The 15,685-nt window shown below is 74.2% G+C and carries 18 protein-coding genes and 1 pseudogene; 9 read left to right on the top strand and 10 right to left on the bottom strand.

The genetic code is table 11. The features are described from left to right. From AB0R04_RS35025 to AB0R04_RS35015, 3 genes and pseudogenes are all read right to left on the bottom strand, one after another. Positions 1-480: pseudogene (locus AB0R04_RS35025) on the bottom strand (hypothetical protein); the annotation flags it as partial. Beyond that, the gene (locus AB0R04_RS35020) at positions 477-1,715 is read right to left on the bottom strand and encodes a beta-ketoacyl-[acyl-carrier-protein] synthase family protein (RefSeq protein WP_363377696.1); all 1,239 of its coding nucleotides are present in this window, start codon (positions 1,713-1,715) and stop codon (positions 477-479) included. The gene AB0R04_RS35020 and the pseudogene AB0R04_RS35025, both read right to left, overlap by 4 nt. Positions 1,716-1,817: 102 nt before the next feature. Further along, entirely contained in the window at positions 1,818-3,029 is a 1,212-nt protein-coding gene (locus AB0R04_RS35015; RefSeq protein WP_063352988.1) for an aminotransferase class I/II-fold pyridoxal phosphate-dependent enzyme, read from the bottom strand. Between the two features lie 597 nt (positions 3,030-3,626). On the opposite strand from AB0R04_RS35015, the gene AB0R04_RS35010 reads away from it, so the two are divergent. Further along, entirely contained in the window at positions 3,627-4,499 is an 873-nt protein-coding gene (locus tag AB0R04_RS35010) for a bacterial transcriptional activator domain-containing protein (protein ID WP_063352989.1), read from the top strand. A gap of 245 nt (positions 4,500-4,744) precedes the next feature. Then, positions 4,745-5,092, top strand: coding sequence for a helix-turn-helix transcriptional regulator (locus AB0R04_RS35005; protein WP_063352990.1), 348 nt, complete (start codon positions 4,745-4,747; stop codon positions 5,090-5,092). 79 nt (positions 5,093-5,171) lie between these two features. Here AB0R04_RS35005 and AB0R04_RS35000 read toward each other — a convergent pair whose 3' ends face one another. Next, positions 5,172-6,167: a zinc-dependent alcohol dehydrogenase family protein gene (locus AB0R04_RS35000; RefSeq protein ID WP_363377694.1), complete on the bottom strand. Its 996-nt coding sequence runs from the start codon at positions 6,165-6,167 to the stop codon at positions 5,172-5,174. Between the two features lie 255 nt (positions 6,168-6,422). On the opposite strand from AB0R04_RS35000, the gene AB0R04_RS34995 reads away from it, so the two are divergent. Beyond that, positions 6,423-7,430, top strand: coding sequence for an aminoglycoside phosphotransferase family protein (locus tag AB0R04_RS34995; RefSeq protein WP_363377692.1), 1,008 nt, complete (start codon positions 6,423-6,425; stop codon positions 7,428-7,430). Between the two features lie 46 nt (positions 7,431-7,476). Here the strand turns inward: AB0R04_RS34995 and AB0R04_RS34990 are convergent, their stop codons facing one another. Further along, positions 7,477-8,610 (bottom strand): NAD(P)/FAD-dependent oxidoreductase, encoded by a 1,134-nt coding sequence (locus AB0R04_RS34990; RefSeq protein ID WP_363377690.1) that lies wholly within the window; start codon positions 8,608-8,610, stop codon positions 7,477-7,479. Between the two features lie 240 nt (positions 8,611-8,850). On the opposite strand from AB0R04_RS34990, the gene AB0R04_RS34985 reads away from it, so the two are divergent. Together AB0R04_RS34985 and AB0R04_RS34980 are read left to right on the top strand one after the other, a co-directional pair. Next, complete coding sequence (locus AB0R04_RS34985) at positions 8,851-9,057, top strand: hypothetical protein (protein ID WP_363377689.1); 207 nt, start codon at positions 8,851-8,853, stop codon at positions 9,055-9,057. A 69-nt stretch (positions 9,058-9,126) separates the two neighbouring features. Then, on the top strand, positions 9,127-9,642 hold the full coding sequence (locus tag AB0R04_RS34980) for a DUF6879 family protein (protein WP_363377687.1): 516 nt from the start codon (positions 9,127-9,129) through the stop codon (positions 9,640-9,642). Between the two features lie 73 nt (positions 9,643-9,715). On the opposite strand, the gene AB0R04_RS34975 is transcribed toward AB0R04_RS34980, so the two are convergent. Then, positions 9,716-10,951 carry an MFS transporter gene (locus AB0R04_RS34975; RefSeq protein WP_363377685.1) on the bottom strand — a complete coding sequence of 412 codons (1,236 nt, stop codon included), beginning with the start codon at positions 10,949-10,951 and terminating at the stop codon, positions 9,716-9,718. A 167-nt stretch (positions 10,952-11,118) separates the two neighbouring features. After that, positions 11,119-11,430, bottom strand: coding sequence for a helix-turn-helix transcriptional regulator (locus AB0R04_RS34970; protein ID WP_063352995.1), 312 nt, complete (start codon positions 11,428-11,430; stop codon positions 11,119-11,121). Positions 11,431-11,554: 124 nt separating this feature from the next. On the opposite strand from AB0R04_RS34970, the gene AB0R04_RS34965 reads away from it, so the two are divergent. From AB0R04_RS34965 to AB0R04_RS34950, 4 genes are all read left to right on the top strand, one after another. Next, on the top strand, positions 11,555-12,517 hold the full coding sequence (locus AB0R04_RS34965; protein WP_363377682.1) for a hypothetical protein: 963 nt from the start codon (positions 11,555-11,557) through the stop codon (positions 12,515-12,517). Between the two features lie 52 nt (positions 12,518-12,569). Next, positions 12,570-13,052 (top strand): hypothetical protein, encoded by a 483-nt coding sequence (locus tag AB0R04_RS34960; protein WP_363377680.1) that lies wholly within the window; start codon positions 12,570-12,572, stop codon positions 13,050-13,052. A 118-nt stretch (positions 13,053-13,170) separates the two neighbouring features. Beyond that, a complete protein-coding gene (locus AB0R04_RS34955; RefSeq protein ID WP_363377678.1) occupies positions 13,171-13,713 on the top strand; it encodes a DUF1707 domain-containing protein in 543 nt (180 codons plus the stop codon). 285 nt (positions 13,714-13,998) lie between these two features. Next, the gene (locus AB0R04_RS34950) at positions 13,999-14,577 is read left to right on the top strand and encodes a maleylpyruvate isomerase N-terminal domain-containing protein (protein WP_363377676.1); all 579 of its coding nucleotides are present in this window, start codon (positions 13,999-14,001) and stop codon (positions 14,575-14,577) included. Between the two features lie 64 nt (positions 14,578-14,641). On the opposite strand, the gene AB0R04_RS34945 is transcribed toward AB0R04_RS34950, so the two are convergent. The 3 genes from AB0R04_RS34945 to AB0R04_RS34935 are packed head-to-tail and all read right to left on the bottom strand — an operon-like array spanning position 14,642 to position 15,581. Beyond that, the gene (locus tag AB0R04_RS34945) at positions 14,642-14,836 is read right to left on the bottom strand and encodes a hypothetical protein (RefSeq protein ID WP_363377674.1); all 195 of its coding nucleotides are present in this window, start codon (positions 14,834-14,836) and stop codon (positions 14,642-14,644) included. Then, a complete protein-coding gene (locus tag AB0R04_RS34940; RefSeq protein ID WP_363377672.1) occupies positions 14,833-15,144 on the bottom strand; it encodes a hypothetical protein in 312 nt (103 codons plus the stop codon). Before AB0R04_RS34940 ends, AB0R04_RS34945 begins: the two co-directional genes overlap by 4 nt. Beyond that, positions 15,141-15,581 carry an ATP-binding protein gene (locus tag AB0R04_RS34935; protein WP_363377670.1) on the bottom strand — a complete coding sequence of 147 codons (441 nt, stop codon included), beginning with the start codon at positions 15,579-15,581 and terminating at the stop codon, positions 15,141-15,143. The genes AB0R04_RS34940 and AB0R04_RS34935 overlap by 4 nt, the downstream gene beginning before the upstream one ends. Between the last annotated feature and the right edge of the window lie 104 nt (positions 15,582-15,685).

Genomic DNA, 15,685 nt, shown 5'->3' with positions numbered 1-15,685 from the left:
GGGGCCCAGGGTGCCGAAGGGTTCGATGGTGGTGGCGCCGACGAGCAGGGCGGAGGTGGTCAGGTGGGCCAGGGTGCGGGTGCCGCTGGTGAGGTGGGTGGTGAGGGCCAGGCGGGTGCCGCGGGCTTCGCGGCGGGCGGCGGTGACGGTGACGTCGATGTCGACGTGGGTGCCGGCGGTGAGGGGGTGGTGGGTGTGGATCTCCTGGGCGAGGTGGACCACGCCGGTGAAGCCGGCATCGCCCGTGGTCAGGGTGGTGACGGTGTGCTGGGCGAGGGTGTGGGCGAGGACGAAGGGGTGGGCGGGGGCGGCGGCGCCGTCCGGGGCGGGGGGCAGGCCGGTGCGGGCGGCGGTGCGGTAGGCGGCCAGGGCGTCGGCGGTCACGGTGGTGCTGGTGCGGGCGGTGTGGGCGGGCCCGGTCGCCGTAGCGGTCGCGGTCGCCGTCGCGGTCGCGGGTGTGGTCGCGGGTGTCGTGGTCATAGCGGGGTCACCACCAGGGTCGAGTTGTGGCCGCCGAAGCCGAACGAGTTGGACAGGGCCGCGCCCGCGCGGATGGGGCGGGCGGTGCCGTGGACGACGTCGAGGTCCAGGCCCTGTTCGGTGTGCTCGTGGTTGGCGGTGGGAGGGGCGAGGCGGCTGTTCATGGCCTGCACGGCGGCGATCAGCTCGACGGCGCCGGCGGCGCCGATGAGGTGGCCGATGGAGCCCTTGGTGGAGGTGACGGGCACGCCGTGCGGGCCGAAGACGGTGCGCAGCGCGGCGGCTTCGGCGCGGTCGTTGTGCACGGTGGAGGTGCCGTGGGCGTTGACGTGGGCGATGTCGGCGGGGGTGAGGCCGGCGTCGGTGAGGGCGGCGCGCATGGCGGCGACGGCGCCGGCGCCGTCGGGGCGGGGGTTGGAGAGGTGGTAGGCGTCGGCGCTGGAGCCGTAGCCGGCGAGGAGGGCGTAGGGGGTGCGGTGGCGGGCGCGGGCGTCGGCGAGGCGTTCGAGGACGAGGAAGCCGGCGCCTTCGCCCATGACGAAGCCGTCGCGGTCGGTGTCGAAGGGGCGGCTGGCGCGGGCGGGGTCGTCGTTGCGCTGGGAGTGGGCGCCGAGGTTGCCGAACGCGGCGAGGGTGACGGGGGTGAGGGTGGCTTCGCAGCCGCCGGCGATGACGATGTCGGCGCGGCCGGTTTCCAGGAGGAGGGCGGCGTGGCCGATGGCGTCGGCGCTGGAGGCGCAGGTGGTGGCGATGGTCAGGGCGGGGCCGGTCCAGGCCAGGCGCATGGCGATCTGGGCGGCGGCGGCGTTGGGCATGGTGACCAGGGGCATCAGGGGGCTGACGCGCAGGGGTCCGGCGGTGGTGAAGAGGGCGGATTCGCGGTCGCTGGTGGTGCGGCCGCCGACCGCGTTGCCGACGACGATGGCGCTGCGGCCGGGGTCGGGTTCGGGGGCGCCGGCGTCCTGGTGGGCGGCGAGGGCGGCGAGGGTGCCGTAGTGGGCGAAGGGGTCGAGGCGGCGGGCGTCCTTGGCGGGGACGGGGCTGTTGTCGGGCAGGTCGGTGACGCGGCAGCCCAGGCGGACCCGGTGGCGGGCCAGGGCGGGGTCGGTGAGGGCGGTGGCGGTGGGGGTGCCGGTGCTGACGGTGTGCCAGAACGCGTCCGGGGTGTGGCCGGCGGGGCTGACGACGCCCAGGCCGGTGACGGCGATGGGGGGCCGGGTGGGGCGGGCTGCCATGGTCTTGTCCTTTCCGGGCGTTGGGGGCCGGCGCGGGCCTTCCCAGGTGGGGCGGGGCCGGGGGCCGGCGGGCCTTCCTGGGTGGGCCGGGGGCCGGCTCGGTCAGATGAGGCCGGTCTGGGCGGCGGCGGTCAGGAAGGCGTCGGCGGCGAAGTCGATGTCGGCGGCGGTGTGGCGGGCGGTGACGGCGATCCGCAGCCGGGCCAGGTCGTTGGGCACGGCGGGGGTGACGACGGGCAGGCCGATGACGCCGGCCTTGCGGCAGGCGGTGGCGTAGTCGTAGGCGGCGTCGTCGGAGCCGGCGATGACGGGCAGGACGGCGGTGGCGGAGTCCATGGTGGAGATGCCGGCGTCGTTGAGGCGCCGGCGCAGGCGCTCGGCCTGGACCTGGATGTGGGTGACGCGTTCGGGTTCGCGGCGCAGGATCCGCAGGGACTCCAGGGCGGCGCCGGTCTGGGCGGGGCCGAGGGCGGCGGAGAACAGGAACGGGCGGGCGGCGTAGCGCAGGTGGCCGATCAGTTCGTGGCTGCCGGCGACCCAGCCGCCCATGGAGGGGATGGCCTTGGAGAGGGTGCCGAGTTTGATGTCGACGCGGTGGCGGTAGCCGAAGTGCTCCTCGATGCCGCCGCCGGTTTCTCCGATGACGCCCAGGGCGTGGGCCTCGTCGACCATCAGGAGGGCGTCGTGGGCGTCGCAGACCGCGCGCAGTTCGGGCAACGGGGCGATGTCGCCGTCCATGGAGTAGACGCTGTCGACGATGACCAGGCGCACGCCGGTCGGGGAGGCGGCCTTGAGGCGGCGTTCCAGGTGGTCGACGTCGTTGTGGCGGAAGCGGGTGACGGTGGCGCCGGAGAGGCGGCAGCCGTCGACGATGCTGGCGTGGTCGTACTTGTCGATCAGGACGGTGTCGCCCTGGCCGACCAGGGCGCCGACGGTGCCGACGTTGGCGGCGTAGCCGGAGCCGAAGACCTGGGCGCGTTCGCGGCGGGCGAAGCGGGCGACCTCGGCTTCCAGTTCCTCGTGCAGCGGGATGGTGCCGGCCAGGGCGCGCACGCCGTGGTTGCCGGTGCCGTAGACGTCGACGGCGGCCTTGGCGGCGGCCACCACGCGTTCGTCTCCGGCCAGGCCCAGGTAGCTGTAGCCGGACATCATGAGCAGGCGCTCGCCGTCCAGGTCGCAGTAGGCGCTGTCGCGTTCCATGGTGTAGGCGACGAAGCTGTTGCGGCGTGAGGGGTCGGACTCCAGCGCGGCCACGCGGTCCAGGGTGGCGGCGAGCTTCGGCTCCAGGCGGTCCCATGCTCCGGTGGCGTTCACGTGCGGGTCTCCTTCTCGGCGGGGCGCGGCGGGCGCGCGGCGGTTTTGCCGTGCGGTTTGCCGTCGGTTTGCCGCCGGTTGTCCGTCGGCTGTTCGGCGGTTCGTCGTCGGCTTGTTCCGGATTGTTTTCGGTATTTCCCGGCGCGGGGGCGGGTGGTGGTGCTGGGGTTTCCTCCCGGGATAGTCCCGGGGCTTTTACGGGTGGTGCCCGGCGCAGGGGGTGGGTGGTGTTTCTCGAAGCCTTCACGCGGGGTGCTCAAGGATGACTACATTTCTACGGCAGGATGCGCAAGGCGTCCGCAATAGCCGTGTTCTCGGCCTGCGGTAACGCTCTGACGTGCAGAAACCCTGCGTCCACGACGCATGGACCGGCCGGTGGGTATGTTTTGTCGACCAGTGTTGACACCGTGTGATGCGCCGAATGTATGGTCGAAATCCGCCGAAACCGAACGGCTGGTAGGCGGAATTTCCGGTCCAGGTTTCCCACGCCGTCGGCCCGGCGTCACGGGCCGTCGGCTCCGCTTTGGCTCAAGGGGGTTGGAGCACGTTGAACGGCTTCCGGGAAGACAGTCCGTCCGGCAGATCGGGGACATTCTCATGCTGATCCGCCTGACAGGACTTGTGACGATCGAGCACGACCGCGGCGCCCCGCAGCACCTGTCCAGCGCCCAGGCCCAGGTGGCGTTCGCCCGCCTGGTCCTGGAACGCTCCGCCGGCACCAGCCGCGACCAGCTGGCCGACACCATCTGGCCCGACGGCCTGCCCGACACCTGGGCCTCCGCGCTGCGCAGCGTGGTCTCGCGGGTGCGGGCCTTCGTCGCCTCCCCCGGCCAGGGCCCGGGCGCCACCCCGCTGATCGCCCAGGGCGGGCGCTACGTCCTGCGGCTGCCCGCGGACGCGGCGGTGGACCTGGAGGCCGCCGCCAGCGCGGTCGGGGAGGCCGGGGAGGCGTACGCGGCCCGCTCCTACGCGGTGGCGCAGCAGTTGGCCGCGGGTGCGATCGCCAACCTGCGCGGTGCGTTCCTGCCCGACCACGAGGGCGAGTGGGCGGGCGGGGTGCGCGAGCACGTGGAGGAGCTGCGGATGTCCGCGCTGGAGACGGCGAGCCTGTCGGCCTCGGCGCTGGGCGAGGAGCACCACGCGCTGCGCTGGGCCGACGAGGCGGTGCGCCGCGCCCCGTTCCGCGAGAGCGCCTACCGCTGCCGGATGGAGGCGCTGGCCGCGGCCGGCAACCGGGCCGAGGCGCTGCGCTGTTACCAGCAGCTGCGCCGGGTGCTGGCGGAGGAGCTGGGCATCGACCCGGCCGCCGAGACCCAGGAGCTCTACCTGGCGCTGCTGCGCTCCCCCGCTCCCGTCGCGCCCGCTCCGGCGGTGGTGCGGCCGGTGGACCCGGTGCTGATGGGGATCTTCGAGCCGCTGGCCCTGGCCCGGCTGGCGCGCCCGGCCGGGCCGCCGGTGCGCGCGGCCTGACGGCCTGTCGTCGTGGCGGGCGGCCCCCGACGCTGAGGGGGCCGCCCGCCCGCGTGCGCGCACGGGGGCGGGCGGGGGCGCGGGGGTCGCGGGCGCGCCGGGGCGGGCGCGCGCGTGTTGCGGAGGTGTTGCGGTGGGCGTGGCGCACGGCGCGCTCGTAGTAGCGTCGAGGCGCGAAGTCGCGCACGCCGCGCGGCTTTTACCGAACCGGGACGGGGGTCGAGCGTTGGGAAGGGGTGGTGGGTGTGGGACGGGCACGCGTGGCGGCGCGGGTGATCGTGCACCCTGGTGTGGAGGACCTCAGGGTCCAGCAGGTGTTGGAGGCACTCGCGGACCCTGCCCGCAGATCGGTGGTGCGCCGGCTGGCCCACGCGGGCGCCGCGCTGAGCTGCGGCTCCTTTGACCTTCCGGTCTCCCGCTCCACCTCGACGCACCACTTCAACGTGCTGCGCCAGGCCGGACTGCTGCACCAGTACTACGTCGGCACCACCAAGATGAACTCGCTGCGCGCCGAGGAGTTGGAGGGCCGTTTCCCGGGCCTGCTGTCGGCGGTGGTCGCCGCCGCCGATGCCGAGGCCCGCACGGCGCCCTGAGCGGGCCGGCCCGTCCCGCGGCCGGCGGCCGTGGGGCGGGCCGGTTCTGGAAGGCTCGGCCCTGGTGGGGTCAGTGGGGTCAGTTCTGGACGGTGAGGACGATCTTGCCGACCTGGGTGCCGGCCTCCAGGTAGCGGTGGGCCTCGGCGATCCGGTCGAGGCCCTCGAAGACCCGGTCGACGGCGGGGGTGAAGGAGCCGTCGGCGAGCCCGGCGGTGACGAAGGCCTGCGCGCGGCGCAGCCGTTCGTCGTCGCGGGTCACCTCGTGCATCGAGTAGAAGCGGCTGGTGACGGGGGCGAAGGTGTCCTGGCCGGGCAGGGGGGTGTCGCGGGGGTCGAGGCGGCCGTAGACGATCAGGCGGCCGCCGGGGGCGATGGTGCGGGCGAGGGTGAGGACGCCGGGGCCGGCGACGGGGTCGAAGACGGTGCGCACGCCGGTGCCGGCGGTGATGGCGTCCACGCGGGCCACCAGGTCCTCCTCGCCGGTGATGATCACGTCGGCGGCGCCGGCGTCCAGGAGTTGCTGCTTCTTGGCGCGGGTGCGGGTGGTGGCGATGGGGACGGCGCCCAGGCGGCGGGCGGTGCGGATGGCGGCCAGGCCGGTGCCGGAGGCGGCGGCGGTGAGCAGGACGTGGTCGCCGGGGCGCAGGTGGCCGTCCTCGGCGAGGGCGCCGTAGGCGGTCAGGTAGGGCATCCACACGGCCGTGCCCTGCACGTCGGTGAGGCCGGCCGGGTGGTGGACGACGGCACGGGCGGGCACGAGGGCGTGGGTGCGGTAGACGCCGTAGTCGTTCTGGGAGAAGGCCGGGACGGTGTCGACCCGGTCGCCGGCGGCGAAGCCGGTGACGCCCTCGCCGAGGGCCTCCACGGTGCCGGCGGCCTCGTAGCCGGGGGTGGCGGGCAGTTTGGGCTCGTCGAGGTAGGCGCCGGCGCGGAAGAGGGCCTCGGCGCGGTTGAGGCCGATCGCGCTGACGCGGATGAGCAGTTCGCCGGGGCCGGGCACGGGGACGGCGGCGGCTCGCACGGTCAGGACCTCCGGTCCTCCGGTGCGGTCGAAGACGACGGTCCTGGACATGGCGTAACTCCCCTGCTGCGGCGGGCCGGTGGCGGTGTGGCGTGCGGTGCGGCGTGCGGCGTGGCGTGCGGTGCGGCCACTTACGTAACCCGGTGCGCGGGGAACTGTCAAACTTCGACTGGTCTCGGAATAGGGGGCGGTCGGCGGGCGTTGACGGTGAGTTGACCCTGCGTCAGGCCAGGGGCCGTGCGGGCTGCGGGGGCGGGTGGGAACCCGGCATGGCGGCGGGCGGGCGGTGTTCGTATCCTTCGGCGGATGAACGCCTTCGCGCCGCCGCACGAACCGCCGCACGAACCGTACGGGTCCTCGGGCCGGGACTGGGCCGCCACGCTGCGCTGGGTGGAGCAGGGCCTCCCCCCGGGCCACCGGGTGCGGTCGGTGACGGGCCTGCGCGGCGGCTGGACGTCGCGGATGCGGCGCCTGGACGTCGGCCCGGAGGCAGGCCCGGTCCCGGGCGGGTACGGGCTGGTGCTGCGTTCGTTCGTCAAGCCGTTCTACCTGCGCCACGCGCCCGCCCTGCTGACCCGTGAGGCCGGCGTGCTGCGGCTGCTCGCGGACGGCGGCGTGCCGGCGGCGCGGCTGCACGCCCTGGACGCGGCGGGCGAGTTCTGCGACCACCCGTCGCTGGTGATGTCGCTGCTGCCGGGCGGCGTGCGGGTGGCGCAGGACGGCGACGTGGAGCGCCGCGCGGACCTGCTGGCCGGTCAGCTGGCCGCCGTGCACGCCCTCGCGGTGGCGCCGGGCGAGCGACCCCGCGCCTTCGAGGCGTGGACGGCCCCGGAGCGGGTGCGGGTGCCCGGGGCCACGGCGCGTCCCGGGGTGTGGCGGCGGGCGGTGGACGTGATCCGCCGCGAGGTGCCCGCGTACCGGCCGTGCTTCCTGCACCGCGACTTCCACCCCGGCAACGTGCTGTTCACCGGGCAGGGCGCCGCGCTGGCCGTCAGCGGGGTCGTGGACTGGGTGGAGACCTCCTGGGGCCCGGCCGACCTGGACGTGGCCCACTGCTCCACCGCCCTGGCCCTGCTGCACGGCGTGGACACCGGCCTGGACTTCGCCGCCCGCTACCTGGCGGCCGGCGGCACGCTGGAGGCCGACCCGGGCGCGCACCTGTACTGGCGGCTGCTGGACGCGCTGGCGTTCGCCCCGGACGCGGAGAAGGTCGCCGTGCCGTGGCGGGAGCTGGGGCGCGGCGACCTGACGCCGGCCCTGCTGGGCCGGCGCCTGGAGGACTACCTGGAGGCGCTGCTCGACCGGTACGCCTGAGCGCCGCCCTGCGCCCGTTTGCCGGTGGGCGGTTCAGGTGGGTGGTTCAGGAGGCCGGTTCGCCGTCGAGGAAGGCGGCGATCAGGGCCTGGGGGGTGTCGTCGCCGTTGAGGAGCTCGTGCATGTGCACGCCCTCGGAGGCGGCCTCGGCGCTGCGGGGGAACATGGTCCGCTCGTACGCGGCGAGGGCGGCCTCGGTGTCGCCGGGGTGCGCGGCCAGGGCCTGGCCGAGTTCGGCGCCGTCGAGCATGGCGAGGTTGGCGCCCTCGCCGTTGGGGGCGGTGAGGTGGGCGGCATCGCCCAGCAGGGTCACCCCCGGCACCCGGTCCCAGCGGTGGGCGATCGGCAGGGTGTAGTGGGGGCGCAGGACCGGGGCGGTGTCGCCGTCGGTGATCAGCGCGGTGAGTTCCGGTGCCCAGCCGTCGAACTGTGCCGCGATGCGGGCGCGTGCCGCGGCGGGGTCGGCGAAGTCGACGGCGGCGAACCAGTCCTGCGTCCTGGTGAGCATCACGTAGGTGTGCAGGGTGTCGCCGCTCTCCCGGTGGGCGAAGATCTCCGCGCCCGGCGAGGGCGCCATCATCGACCCGCCGCCGACCGCCTTCGCGGCGGCGGGGTGGCGGGTGTCGGCGTCGAACAGGTAGGTCTCGACGGACGACGTGCCGGTGTACTCGGGGGTGGCGGCGGACAGCAGCGGCCGCACCCGGGACCACGCGCCGTCCGCGCCGACCAGCAGGCCGGTGACGGCGGTGGCGCCGTCGGCGAACGCCACCTCGTGGCGGCCGGCGCCCAGGGCGCGGACGCCGGCGGCCTTGCGGCCCCACCGGACGGTGCCGGCCGGGAGCGAGTCGAGCAGCATCTGCCGCAGTTCGGCGCGCTGCACCTCGGGGCGCCCGCCCGTGCCGTCGTCGGCCTTGTCGAGCAGGACGCTCCCGTCCCGGTCGAGGATCCGCATCGCCTGGCGGCCCTCCAGCACGAGGGCCTCGAACTCCTCCATCAGGCCGGCCGCCCGGACGGCGAGCTGCCCGTTGTAGTCGTGGATGTCGAGCATCCCGCCCTGCGCACGCGCCGCCGGCGAGGCCTCCGCCTCGTAGACCGTGGACGCGATGCCGTGCAGGTGCAGGACCCGGGCCAGGGTCAGCCCGCCGAGTCCGGCGCCGATGATCGTGATGTCGGTGGTCATGGTGGTTCCCTGTCTGTCGCACGCCTGCCGGATGGGCACCCGGCCTGTCCCCGGAAAGCTCCCAGGGCCCACCGGCACGCCACTGACAGGCCACCGGCACCCGGCTCACACCCCCGGCATCCGGCCGTCACCGCGCCCGCGTTGGACCGTCATGAGAATCATCGAGAATCACGCCTTCCGGAGCGCCGGTTGAGGCCGATCATGGGAGGACCTTCCTGTCCGCCGTCGAGAGGAACAGCCATGGCAAGGCGGCTGCGCGTCATCGGTAGCACCTCGGGTGTCGGCGACTGCCCGACGCTGTACGAGGACGTGGACACCGGCGAGGTGGTCGTGCAGGGGTACGCCGTGACGGACCCCGAGGACGTGGCGCAACTCATGCACGTGAAGGACGCCGCCCGCGTACACCCGGTCCGTCGCGGGAATTCGCCCGTCCCCGTCCCCCGCTGAAACAACACCCCCGAAAGCCGTCCCGCCAGAATTGCGGCCCGGATGGTGACCATGATCAGGAGGCCTGTGATGCCGTCGAGCGTGCCCGACTTCGCCGAGCTGCTCGGGCGGTGCCGGCGGTCCGCCGTCCATCTGGAGCTGCGGGACTCCTACGCCCCGACGGAGCGGTTCGAGGCGTGGCGGCGCGGCGAGCGGATCGACTGGGAGGACCGCGGGTCCTGGTGGCATCCCTATGACCAGTTGATCACGGACACGGTGGCCCGGGGTGTGGCCGTGCGCCGGGCCCGGGTCGTCTCCGAGCCCGTGTCCGCGTACATCCGGTGGGAGCACTACGTCACCCACGCCAACGTCACGGCGGGTGAGGAGGTCCGCTGGCTGCCCCGGCGGCGGGCCACGGGCATCCCCCTGCCGGGCAACGACTTCTGGCTGTTCGACGGCGCGCTGCTTCGGGTGCACCACTTCTCCGGCGACGGCGCGGTGGTCGAGGACGAGATCACCGAGGACCCGCAGACCGTCAAGCTGTGCGCCACCGCGTTCGAAGCGGTCTGGGAGCGAGCGGTCCCGCACCACCTGTACGGAATCTGACGAAGGCCGGCCTCCGTGCCCGCGCACCCCTCTGCGAGCGTCCAGCAGGCCCGCGAAGCCCTGGCCGGCCGGCTCAGACGGTGGCGGGCGGTGCGTCCTGCGCCTGCGGCGCCGGGGCGGCGGTGGGGATGGGGGTGGCGGGGCCCAGGCGGCGGCGGAGCAGGACGGCGGCCAGGGCGGCGAGGGCGAAGCCCGCTCCGGCCCAGGGCAGGTGGCGGGCGCCGGCGGTGGAGACGACGAGGCCGCCCACCGCGCTGCCGGCGGTGATGCCCAGGTTGGAGAAGGAGATGAACAGGCTGTTGCCGAACTCGGGTGCGTCCTGGGCGTCGCGGGCCAGCCAGCTCTGGCTGACGACGAGTCCGCCGGAGTGCACCGCGCCCCAGAGCAGGACGCCGGCGGTCATCGGCGCGGGCCAGGGGCCGATCGCGTAGAGCAGGGCGTAGAGGAGGACGTAGAGGGCGGGGAAGGCGGTGACGGTGCGCAGGAGGTCGCGTTCCAGGAGGCGGCCGAAGAGGAGGTTGCCGAGGACCATGACGATCCCGAAGGCCATCAGCGCGGCGCCCACCAGGGAGGCGCTCAGGCCGGTGACGCGTTCCAGGTATTCGGCGAAGTAGCCGTAGACGGAGAACATCGCGGCGAACACGCACACGACGGCGAGGACGGACAGCCACAGCCGGCCCCGGCGCAGGATGGCCAGCTGGCCCCGGTAGGAGGGGCGCCGGCCGGCGGGCGCTGCGGGGGTGGCGGGGGTGGCGGGGGTGGCGGGCAGGAGGAGCAGGACGCCCAGGCAGGCCAGCAGGTTGACGCCGGCGCCGAACCAGAACGCGGCGGCCAGGCCCGCGTGTTCGGCGAGGTAGGAGGTGAGCGGCACGCCGAAGGCGAAGCCGAGGGTGACGCCGGCGAAGACGGTGGTGGCCGCCCGGGTGGCGCGGTGTGCGGGGACCAGGTTGGCGGCGGTGGTGAGGGCGACGGCGAAGAAGACGGGGTGGAAGAGCGCGGGCAGGATCCGGAAGGCGAACATCACGGCGAAGTCGTCGGTGAGCGCGTACACGGCGTTGGAGAGCGCGAAGACGGCCAGGGCGCCCGCCAGGACGGCCTTGCGGCGCAGGCCGGAGGCTAGCAGGGTGCCGAACGGCCCGGTGGCGGCGACCACGAGGGCGAAGACGCCCACCAGCCAGCCGGCGGCGGAGGGTGTGACGCCGAGGTCCTCGGAGATGCGGGGCAGGACGCCGACGACGCCCATCTCGGTGGTGATGATCCCGAACACTCCCAGGGAGAGGGTCAGGACGGCGGGGCCGGTCCTTGCCATGTGCTGCCTCCGTCCGCCCGGTGCGCGGGGTGTGCGGGCGCACGGCACCCGCCCCCCACGCACGGGGCTACAAATCTAGATAGTTAGATGGAATGGGGCGAAAAGGAAGGGCGCAGCCCGGGCCGCCCCGGCGGGGGCGGTGGGGTGCGCCCCTGAGGGGCGGAGCGTCAGAGTTCGTCGCGGGCGTAGGCGGCGAACGCGGCGATCGTCTCCTCGTCGCGGCGGTAGAAGGTCCACTTGCCGACGCGTTCGGACACCAGCAGTCCGGCGTCGCGCAGGATCTGCAGGTAGCCGGAGACCACGGACTGGGCGAGCCCGGACTTCTCCCGGATGTCCGTCACGCACACGCCGATGTGGAAGCCCACGCCGCGTTCGCGGTAGTAGTCCTCGTCGAAGTAGCGCTCGGGCGTCTTGAGCCAGCGCAGGAAGTCCGCCCGCGCCGGATTGGCGAGCGCCTTGTGAACGGCCAGCGGATCCACCGCGCGCTCCCTTCGCCCGACCCTCGACCAGATGACGTATCCAATATTCTAGATGTGAAGAAGCGTGTCAACCCGGGCCGGGCGGGCCGACACGGGCCTGCCCGCCTGCGCCTAGGATCGGCCGGTGCACCGGAGGAATCTGACAGCGGCCGACGGCGAATCCTGGGGCGGCCTGGGCCTGGAGCTCCCCCCTGCCACCGAGCCGGGGCTGCGGCCGCGGACGGCGAACGGGAACCTGATCGTCCTGTCGCAGGGTCCGCGGGTGGTGCTCACCGGCAGGATCGACGACGACCGGTGCGGCGTCGAGTACTCCCGCACGGACCACTACCGCTCCCCCATCGCCCCCCTGCGGGCCGCCGAGGCGCGCGCGGTCGCCGAGGCGTGCTCGGTCGCCAAGGCGTGCGCGGTCACCGAGGCACGCGCGGTCGCCGGACCGGGAGGGCCGTCCTGGTACGCCCGCTGGGCGCACCGCTTCGCCGGCGCCCTGCACGCCCGCGCCGCCGGCCCGCTCCACGAGGGGCGGTGGGTGCTCTCCCCGCGGCTCGCCCGCCAGGGGATGGCACCGGCCGCAGGCGGGCCGGGCGGCCAGTGGCGTTCCCTGCTGCTCGACGGCCATCCCGACGGCTACATCGACTGGTTCGACGGCTCGTGGCGGGTCATGCCGTTGCGCCGGATGCCGCCACCCGACGACCCCCGGGTGAAGGCCTGCCGCAAGCAGGCCCGGGAGGGCATCCTGGCGCCCGTCCTGCTCTGGTGGTTCAGCGGGCTCAACTGCCATGTGGTCCTGGACGGCCACGCCCGCCTCGGCGCCGCCATCGCCGAGAACCGCGAGCCGGCGGTACTGGTGCTGTCCCGCGCACCGTCCCGGGAGCAGACCGGGGCCCGGACGGACAGAGCCCTGTCGGCCTACCGCCTCACCATGTCCCTCCTGGACGGTCCGCATCCGGTGACGGACCGCCAGGGCCTGGCCGGGGCGGCGGGCCGCCTGCTCGCCGCCCAGCTGCACAGCCTCAAGGCCGACTACGCGCCCACCCGCGCATGGCCGGTGCCGTCAGGCCCACCCGCCCGGCACCGGCCGGTGCCGTGAGGCGCCGAAACGACGTGGCGCCCGGGCACCGCCCTGCCGCAGGATCGGCCCCGTGGAAACGGTGATGCAGTGGGTCCGCACGTCATGGACCGGACAGTCCCGGGGCGGACCCGAAGCCGCCCGGCGCAACGCGGCCCCGACCGCCTTCTTGCTGCCGCCCGGCTCACCGCCCCTCGTCCACGAGGTCCGGATGCACGAGGCCGACGGCTTCCGGCCCCGCTCCCTGACGCACGAGAGCACACCCGGCTCCCGCACGGACACCGGCGTGCTCCTCCAGGAGGCCGGCCACCTGCTGCGGGTCCAGCTCGTCGCGACGCCCTTCGGCATGCCGCGCCGACGGCGCCGCCCCCCGGCACTGCGCCTGGCCCGCGGGCAATGGCTGCGCTGGCAGATCAACTACCGCTTCGCCCACGCGCACGACGGCGCGTGGACCTACCGGCTCGACACGCTCAACATCGCCCACGGCCCGGCACCTGCCGACCTCTTCCTGGGCACCCCCACCCTGCGCGTCAGCGAACTCGCCGCCCTGCGCTGACCGCACGCCGCCCGACGCGGGGCCGCGATCCTGCGCGCACCGGCTCCGCGCGGCACCGGCCGTTCCCGCCAGGGGCCTTGGCGGACTCACGGCGCAGGCGCGGCGCTAGGGTGGGGCGGTGAACTCGCTGCCGGAAGACCTCTCGCCCCTGGCCGGCGACGACGACCGCGACACGGCCGTGCAACGCCTGCAAGAGGCGTACAGCCAAGGGCGCATCTCCCACGAGGAGATGGACGAACGCCTCGACCAGGCGCTCACCGCCAGGACGCAGGGCGCACTCGCGCGGTCCCTGGCCTCGCTCCCCGAGCCGGGCGCGGGCACCGAGACGACGATCGGCGCCGCCACGGGACGCATCCGGCGCAGCGGCGCCTGGCGGGTGCCCCGGACGCTCAAGGTCGCCTCCGCGCTCGGCAGGGTGCACCTGGACCTGTCCCGGGCGGTCTTCGAGCACCCGGTCGTCGACATCGAACTGCAACTCGGCACCGGCGGCGCCAGGATCACGGTGCCCCACGACGCGGTCGTCGACATCGAGGGCATGCACGCCGGCTGGAAGGAGGCCCGCTACAAGCCCCCGCGGCACCCCACCCCCGGCGGCCCCACGATCCGGATCTCCGGGACCACCGGATTCGGACGACTGAAGGTCCGCCACGCGCGGCGCTGAGACCTCCCGGTCCGGGCTACTGTTGCAACTCTCTTTTATCGATGCATGATTGACGATTCGTCACATTCGGCGACGGTCGCCCCCGGTGGTGGACAACCTCTCCGCCCACAAGGGCGCCGAGATCCGCCAGTGGGCCCAGAACCCCGACGTCCTGGCCGCCCAACGCCGTGAACGCGCACGCATCCGCAGCGAGAAGGGCCTCCGCCGGGGCGGACGCCCCCTCGCAAGCGCGGCAGCCCAACCGTGGACGGATGAACCCTCCTGTCGCAGCCGTAGCATCGCCGGATGCACTACATCGACAGCCGAGACGTCAACGAGGCCGTGACCGAGATGATGCGGGTACTTGGCCCGCACGACGCGGAGGACTGGTCGGTACCGGCAGGTTCGCTGGAATGGAGCTGTTGGACGACGGCCGCCCACATCGCCCATGACCTGCTGGCCTACGCCGGGCAGATCGCCGCACGCCCGACGGACGCCTACCTGCCCTTCGACCTCGCCGTCCGCCCGGACAGCTCCCCACACGAGGTGCTCCAGGTGGTCACCGCCTGCGCAGGGCTACTCGGCAGTGCACTGGCCACGGCCGGCCCGGAGGCGCGGGCCTGGCACTGGGGTCCTTGCGACCCGTCAGGCTTTGCGGCAATGGGTGTCGCCGAGGTGCTCCTGCACACCCACGACATCACCCAGGGGCTGGGCGTGCCGTGGCTGCCCCCGGCGCCGCTCTGCGCGGCGGTACTCCACCGGCTCTTCCCCGAAGCTCCACCCGGTGACCCGGCTCATGTCCTCCTCTGGTGCACCGGCCGGGGCGATCTGGAAGACCGCCCCCGCCGCACCTCATGGATCTGGCGCGCGGCAGTGGCCGAGTGATCAGACCTCTCGCAGGAAGACTGAGAGGCGCCCCCGTACACGGCGAACGGTCCCGGTCACAGCACTAGCGCGAGGGCGCCTGGCGGGCGGCGCGGTCGGCGACGGCCCGCAGCAGGGCCTCGGCACTGCCCGGGGTGGCCGCCCAGCTCCGTATCTCGGCGTAGGCGGCGCGGCGCCCCGGACTCAACGCCCGTACGGGCAGGGAGAACTGGCCGCGCAGGCACCACCACCTCACGACCCGGGCGCAGCTGCGCCTCACCTCGGGTCCGGGAACTCGTCGATGCCGTCAGCGGGGCGCAGGTGGATGGGGTGGGCGTGGATGCCGACGAAGGCGATCGTGCGCAGCGCGCCGAAGTCGGTCAGCCGGCGGGAGATGAGGGCGGTGGATTCGGGGGCGAACAGGTCGGCGAGGTAGGCGGCGTGGTCGTCGTCGAGGGGAAGGCGGGCCAGGGCGGTGCGCACGGCCGCCAGGGCGTCGGCGAGCCGGGCGAAGGTGGCGGTCTCGGTGACGCCGGCGATCTCGACGGTGACCGGGTGCGGGTAGTCGCGGGGCGCGATGGTGGTCACGCGGCGGCGCCGCTCTGGGGTCCGAGGACCGCCCACACCGCTTTGCCGACCCCGCCCGCGCACGGTCGGCAGCCCCATTGGAGGGCGAGTTCGGACACCAGCCACAGCCCCCGCCCGCATTCCTCGTCCCCGTTGACGCGGCGCAGCACGGGCTGGCGGGAGTCGGCGTCGTGGACCTCGATCCTGAGGTCGTCGGCCGAGAGGGCGAAGCGCACGAACAGCAGCCGGTCGGACGGGGTGCGGGCGTGCTGGACGGCGTTGGTGACGAGTTCGCCGAGCACCAACCCGGAGTAGTCGCAGAACAGTTCACCCCCCTGGTGGTCGGAGAGGAAGCCGCGCAGCAGCCCCCGCGCGGTGGGCACGGACTTCTGGTGGCGCGACAGCCAGCAGGAGTACTCCCCCACCGTTTCCGGCTGTTCCTTCAACACTTCGGGCATGGCCTCACTCGCCTCGGAGTTGTCCCGGATGCCGGAGTTCCGCCACGTCGGGCCGTGCCGCCGGGCCGCTGGTTGATCGTTCGTCATGATGAGCTCTCTGTGGC

Source organism: Kitasatospora sp. NPDC056731 (assembly GCF_040687675.1).
Taxonomy (GTDB): Bacteria; Actinomycetota; Actinomycetes; order Streptomycetales; family Streptomycetaceae; genus Kitasatospora.
This window is presented reverse-complemented; position numbering and strand designations above follow the sequence as displayed.

Bases quoted from the DNA above. Each gene is read 5' to 3' on its own strand.
- AB0R04_RS34980 (WP_363377687.1), top strand. From the start codon at position 9,127: ATGCCGTCGAGCGTGCCCGACTTCGCCGAGCTGCTCGGGCGGTGCCGG.
- AB0R04_RS34985 (WP_363377689.1), top strand. From the start codon at position 8,851: ATGGCAAGGCGGCTGCGCGTCATCGGTAGCACCTCGGGTGTCGGCGAC.
- AB0R04_RS34935 (WP_363377670.1), bottom strand. From the start codon at position 15,581: ATGCCCGAAGTGTTGAAGGAACAGCCGGAAACGGTGGGGGAGTACTCC.
- AB0R04_RS35020 (WP_363377696.1), bottom strand. From the start codon at position 1,715: ATGGCAGCCCGCCCCACCCGGCCCCCCATCGCCGTCACCGGCCTGGGC.
- AB0R04_RS34975 (WP_363377685.1), bottom strand. From the start codon at position 10,951: ATGGCAAGGACCGGCCCCGCCGTCCTGACCCTCTCCCTGGGAGTGTTC.
- AB0R04_RS34950 (WP_363377676.1), top strand. From the start codon at position 13,999: ATGCACTACATCGACAGCCGAGACGTCAACGAGGCCGTGACCGAGATG.
- AB0R04_RS35010 (WP_063352989.1), top strand. From the start codon at position 3,627: ATGCTGATCCGCCTGACAGGACTTGTGACGATCGAGCACGACCGCGGC.
- AB0R04_RS34995 (WP_363377692.1), top strand. From the start codon at position 6,423: ATGAACGCCTTCGCGCCGCCGCACGAACCGCCGCACGAACCGTACGGG.
- AB0R04_RS35000 (WP_363377694.1), bottom strand. From the start codon at position 6,167: ATGTCCAGGACCGTCGTCTTCGACCGCACCGGAGGACCGGAGGTCCTG.
- AB0R04_RS34990 (WP_363377690.1), bottom strand. From the start codon at position 8,610: ATGACCACCGACATCACGATCATCGGCGCCGGACTCGGCGGGCTGACC.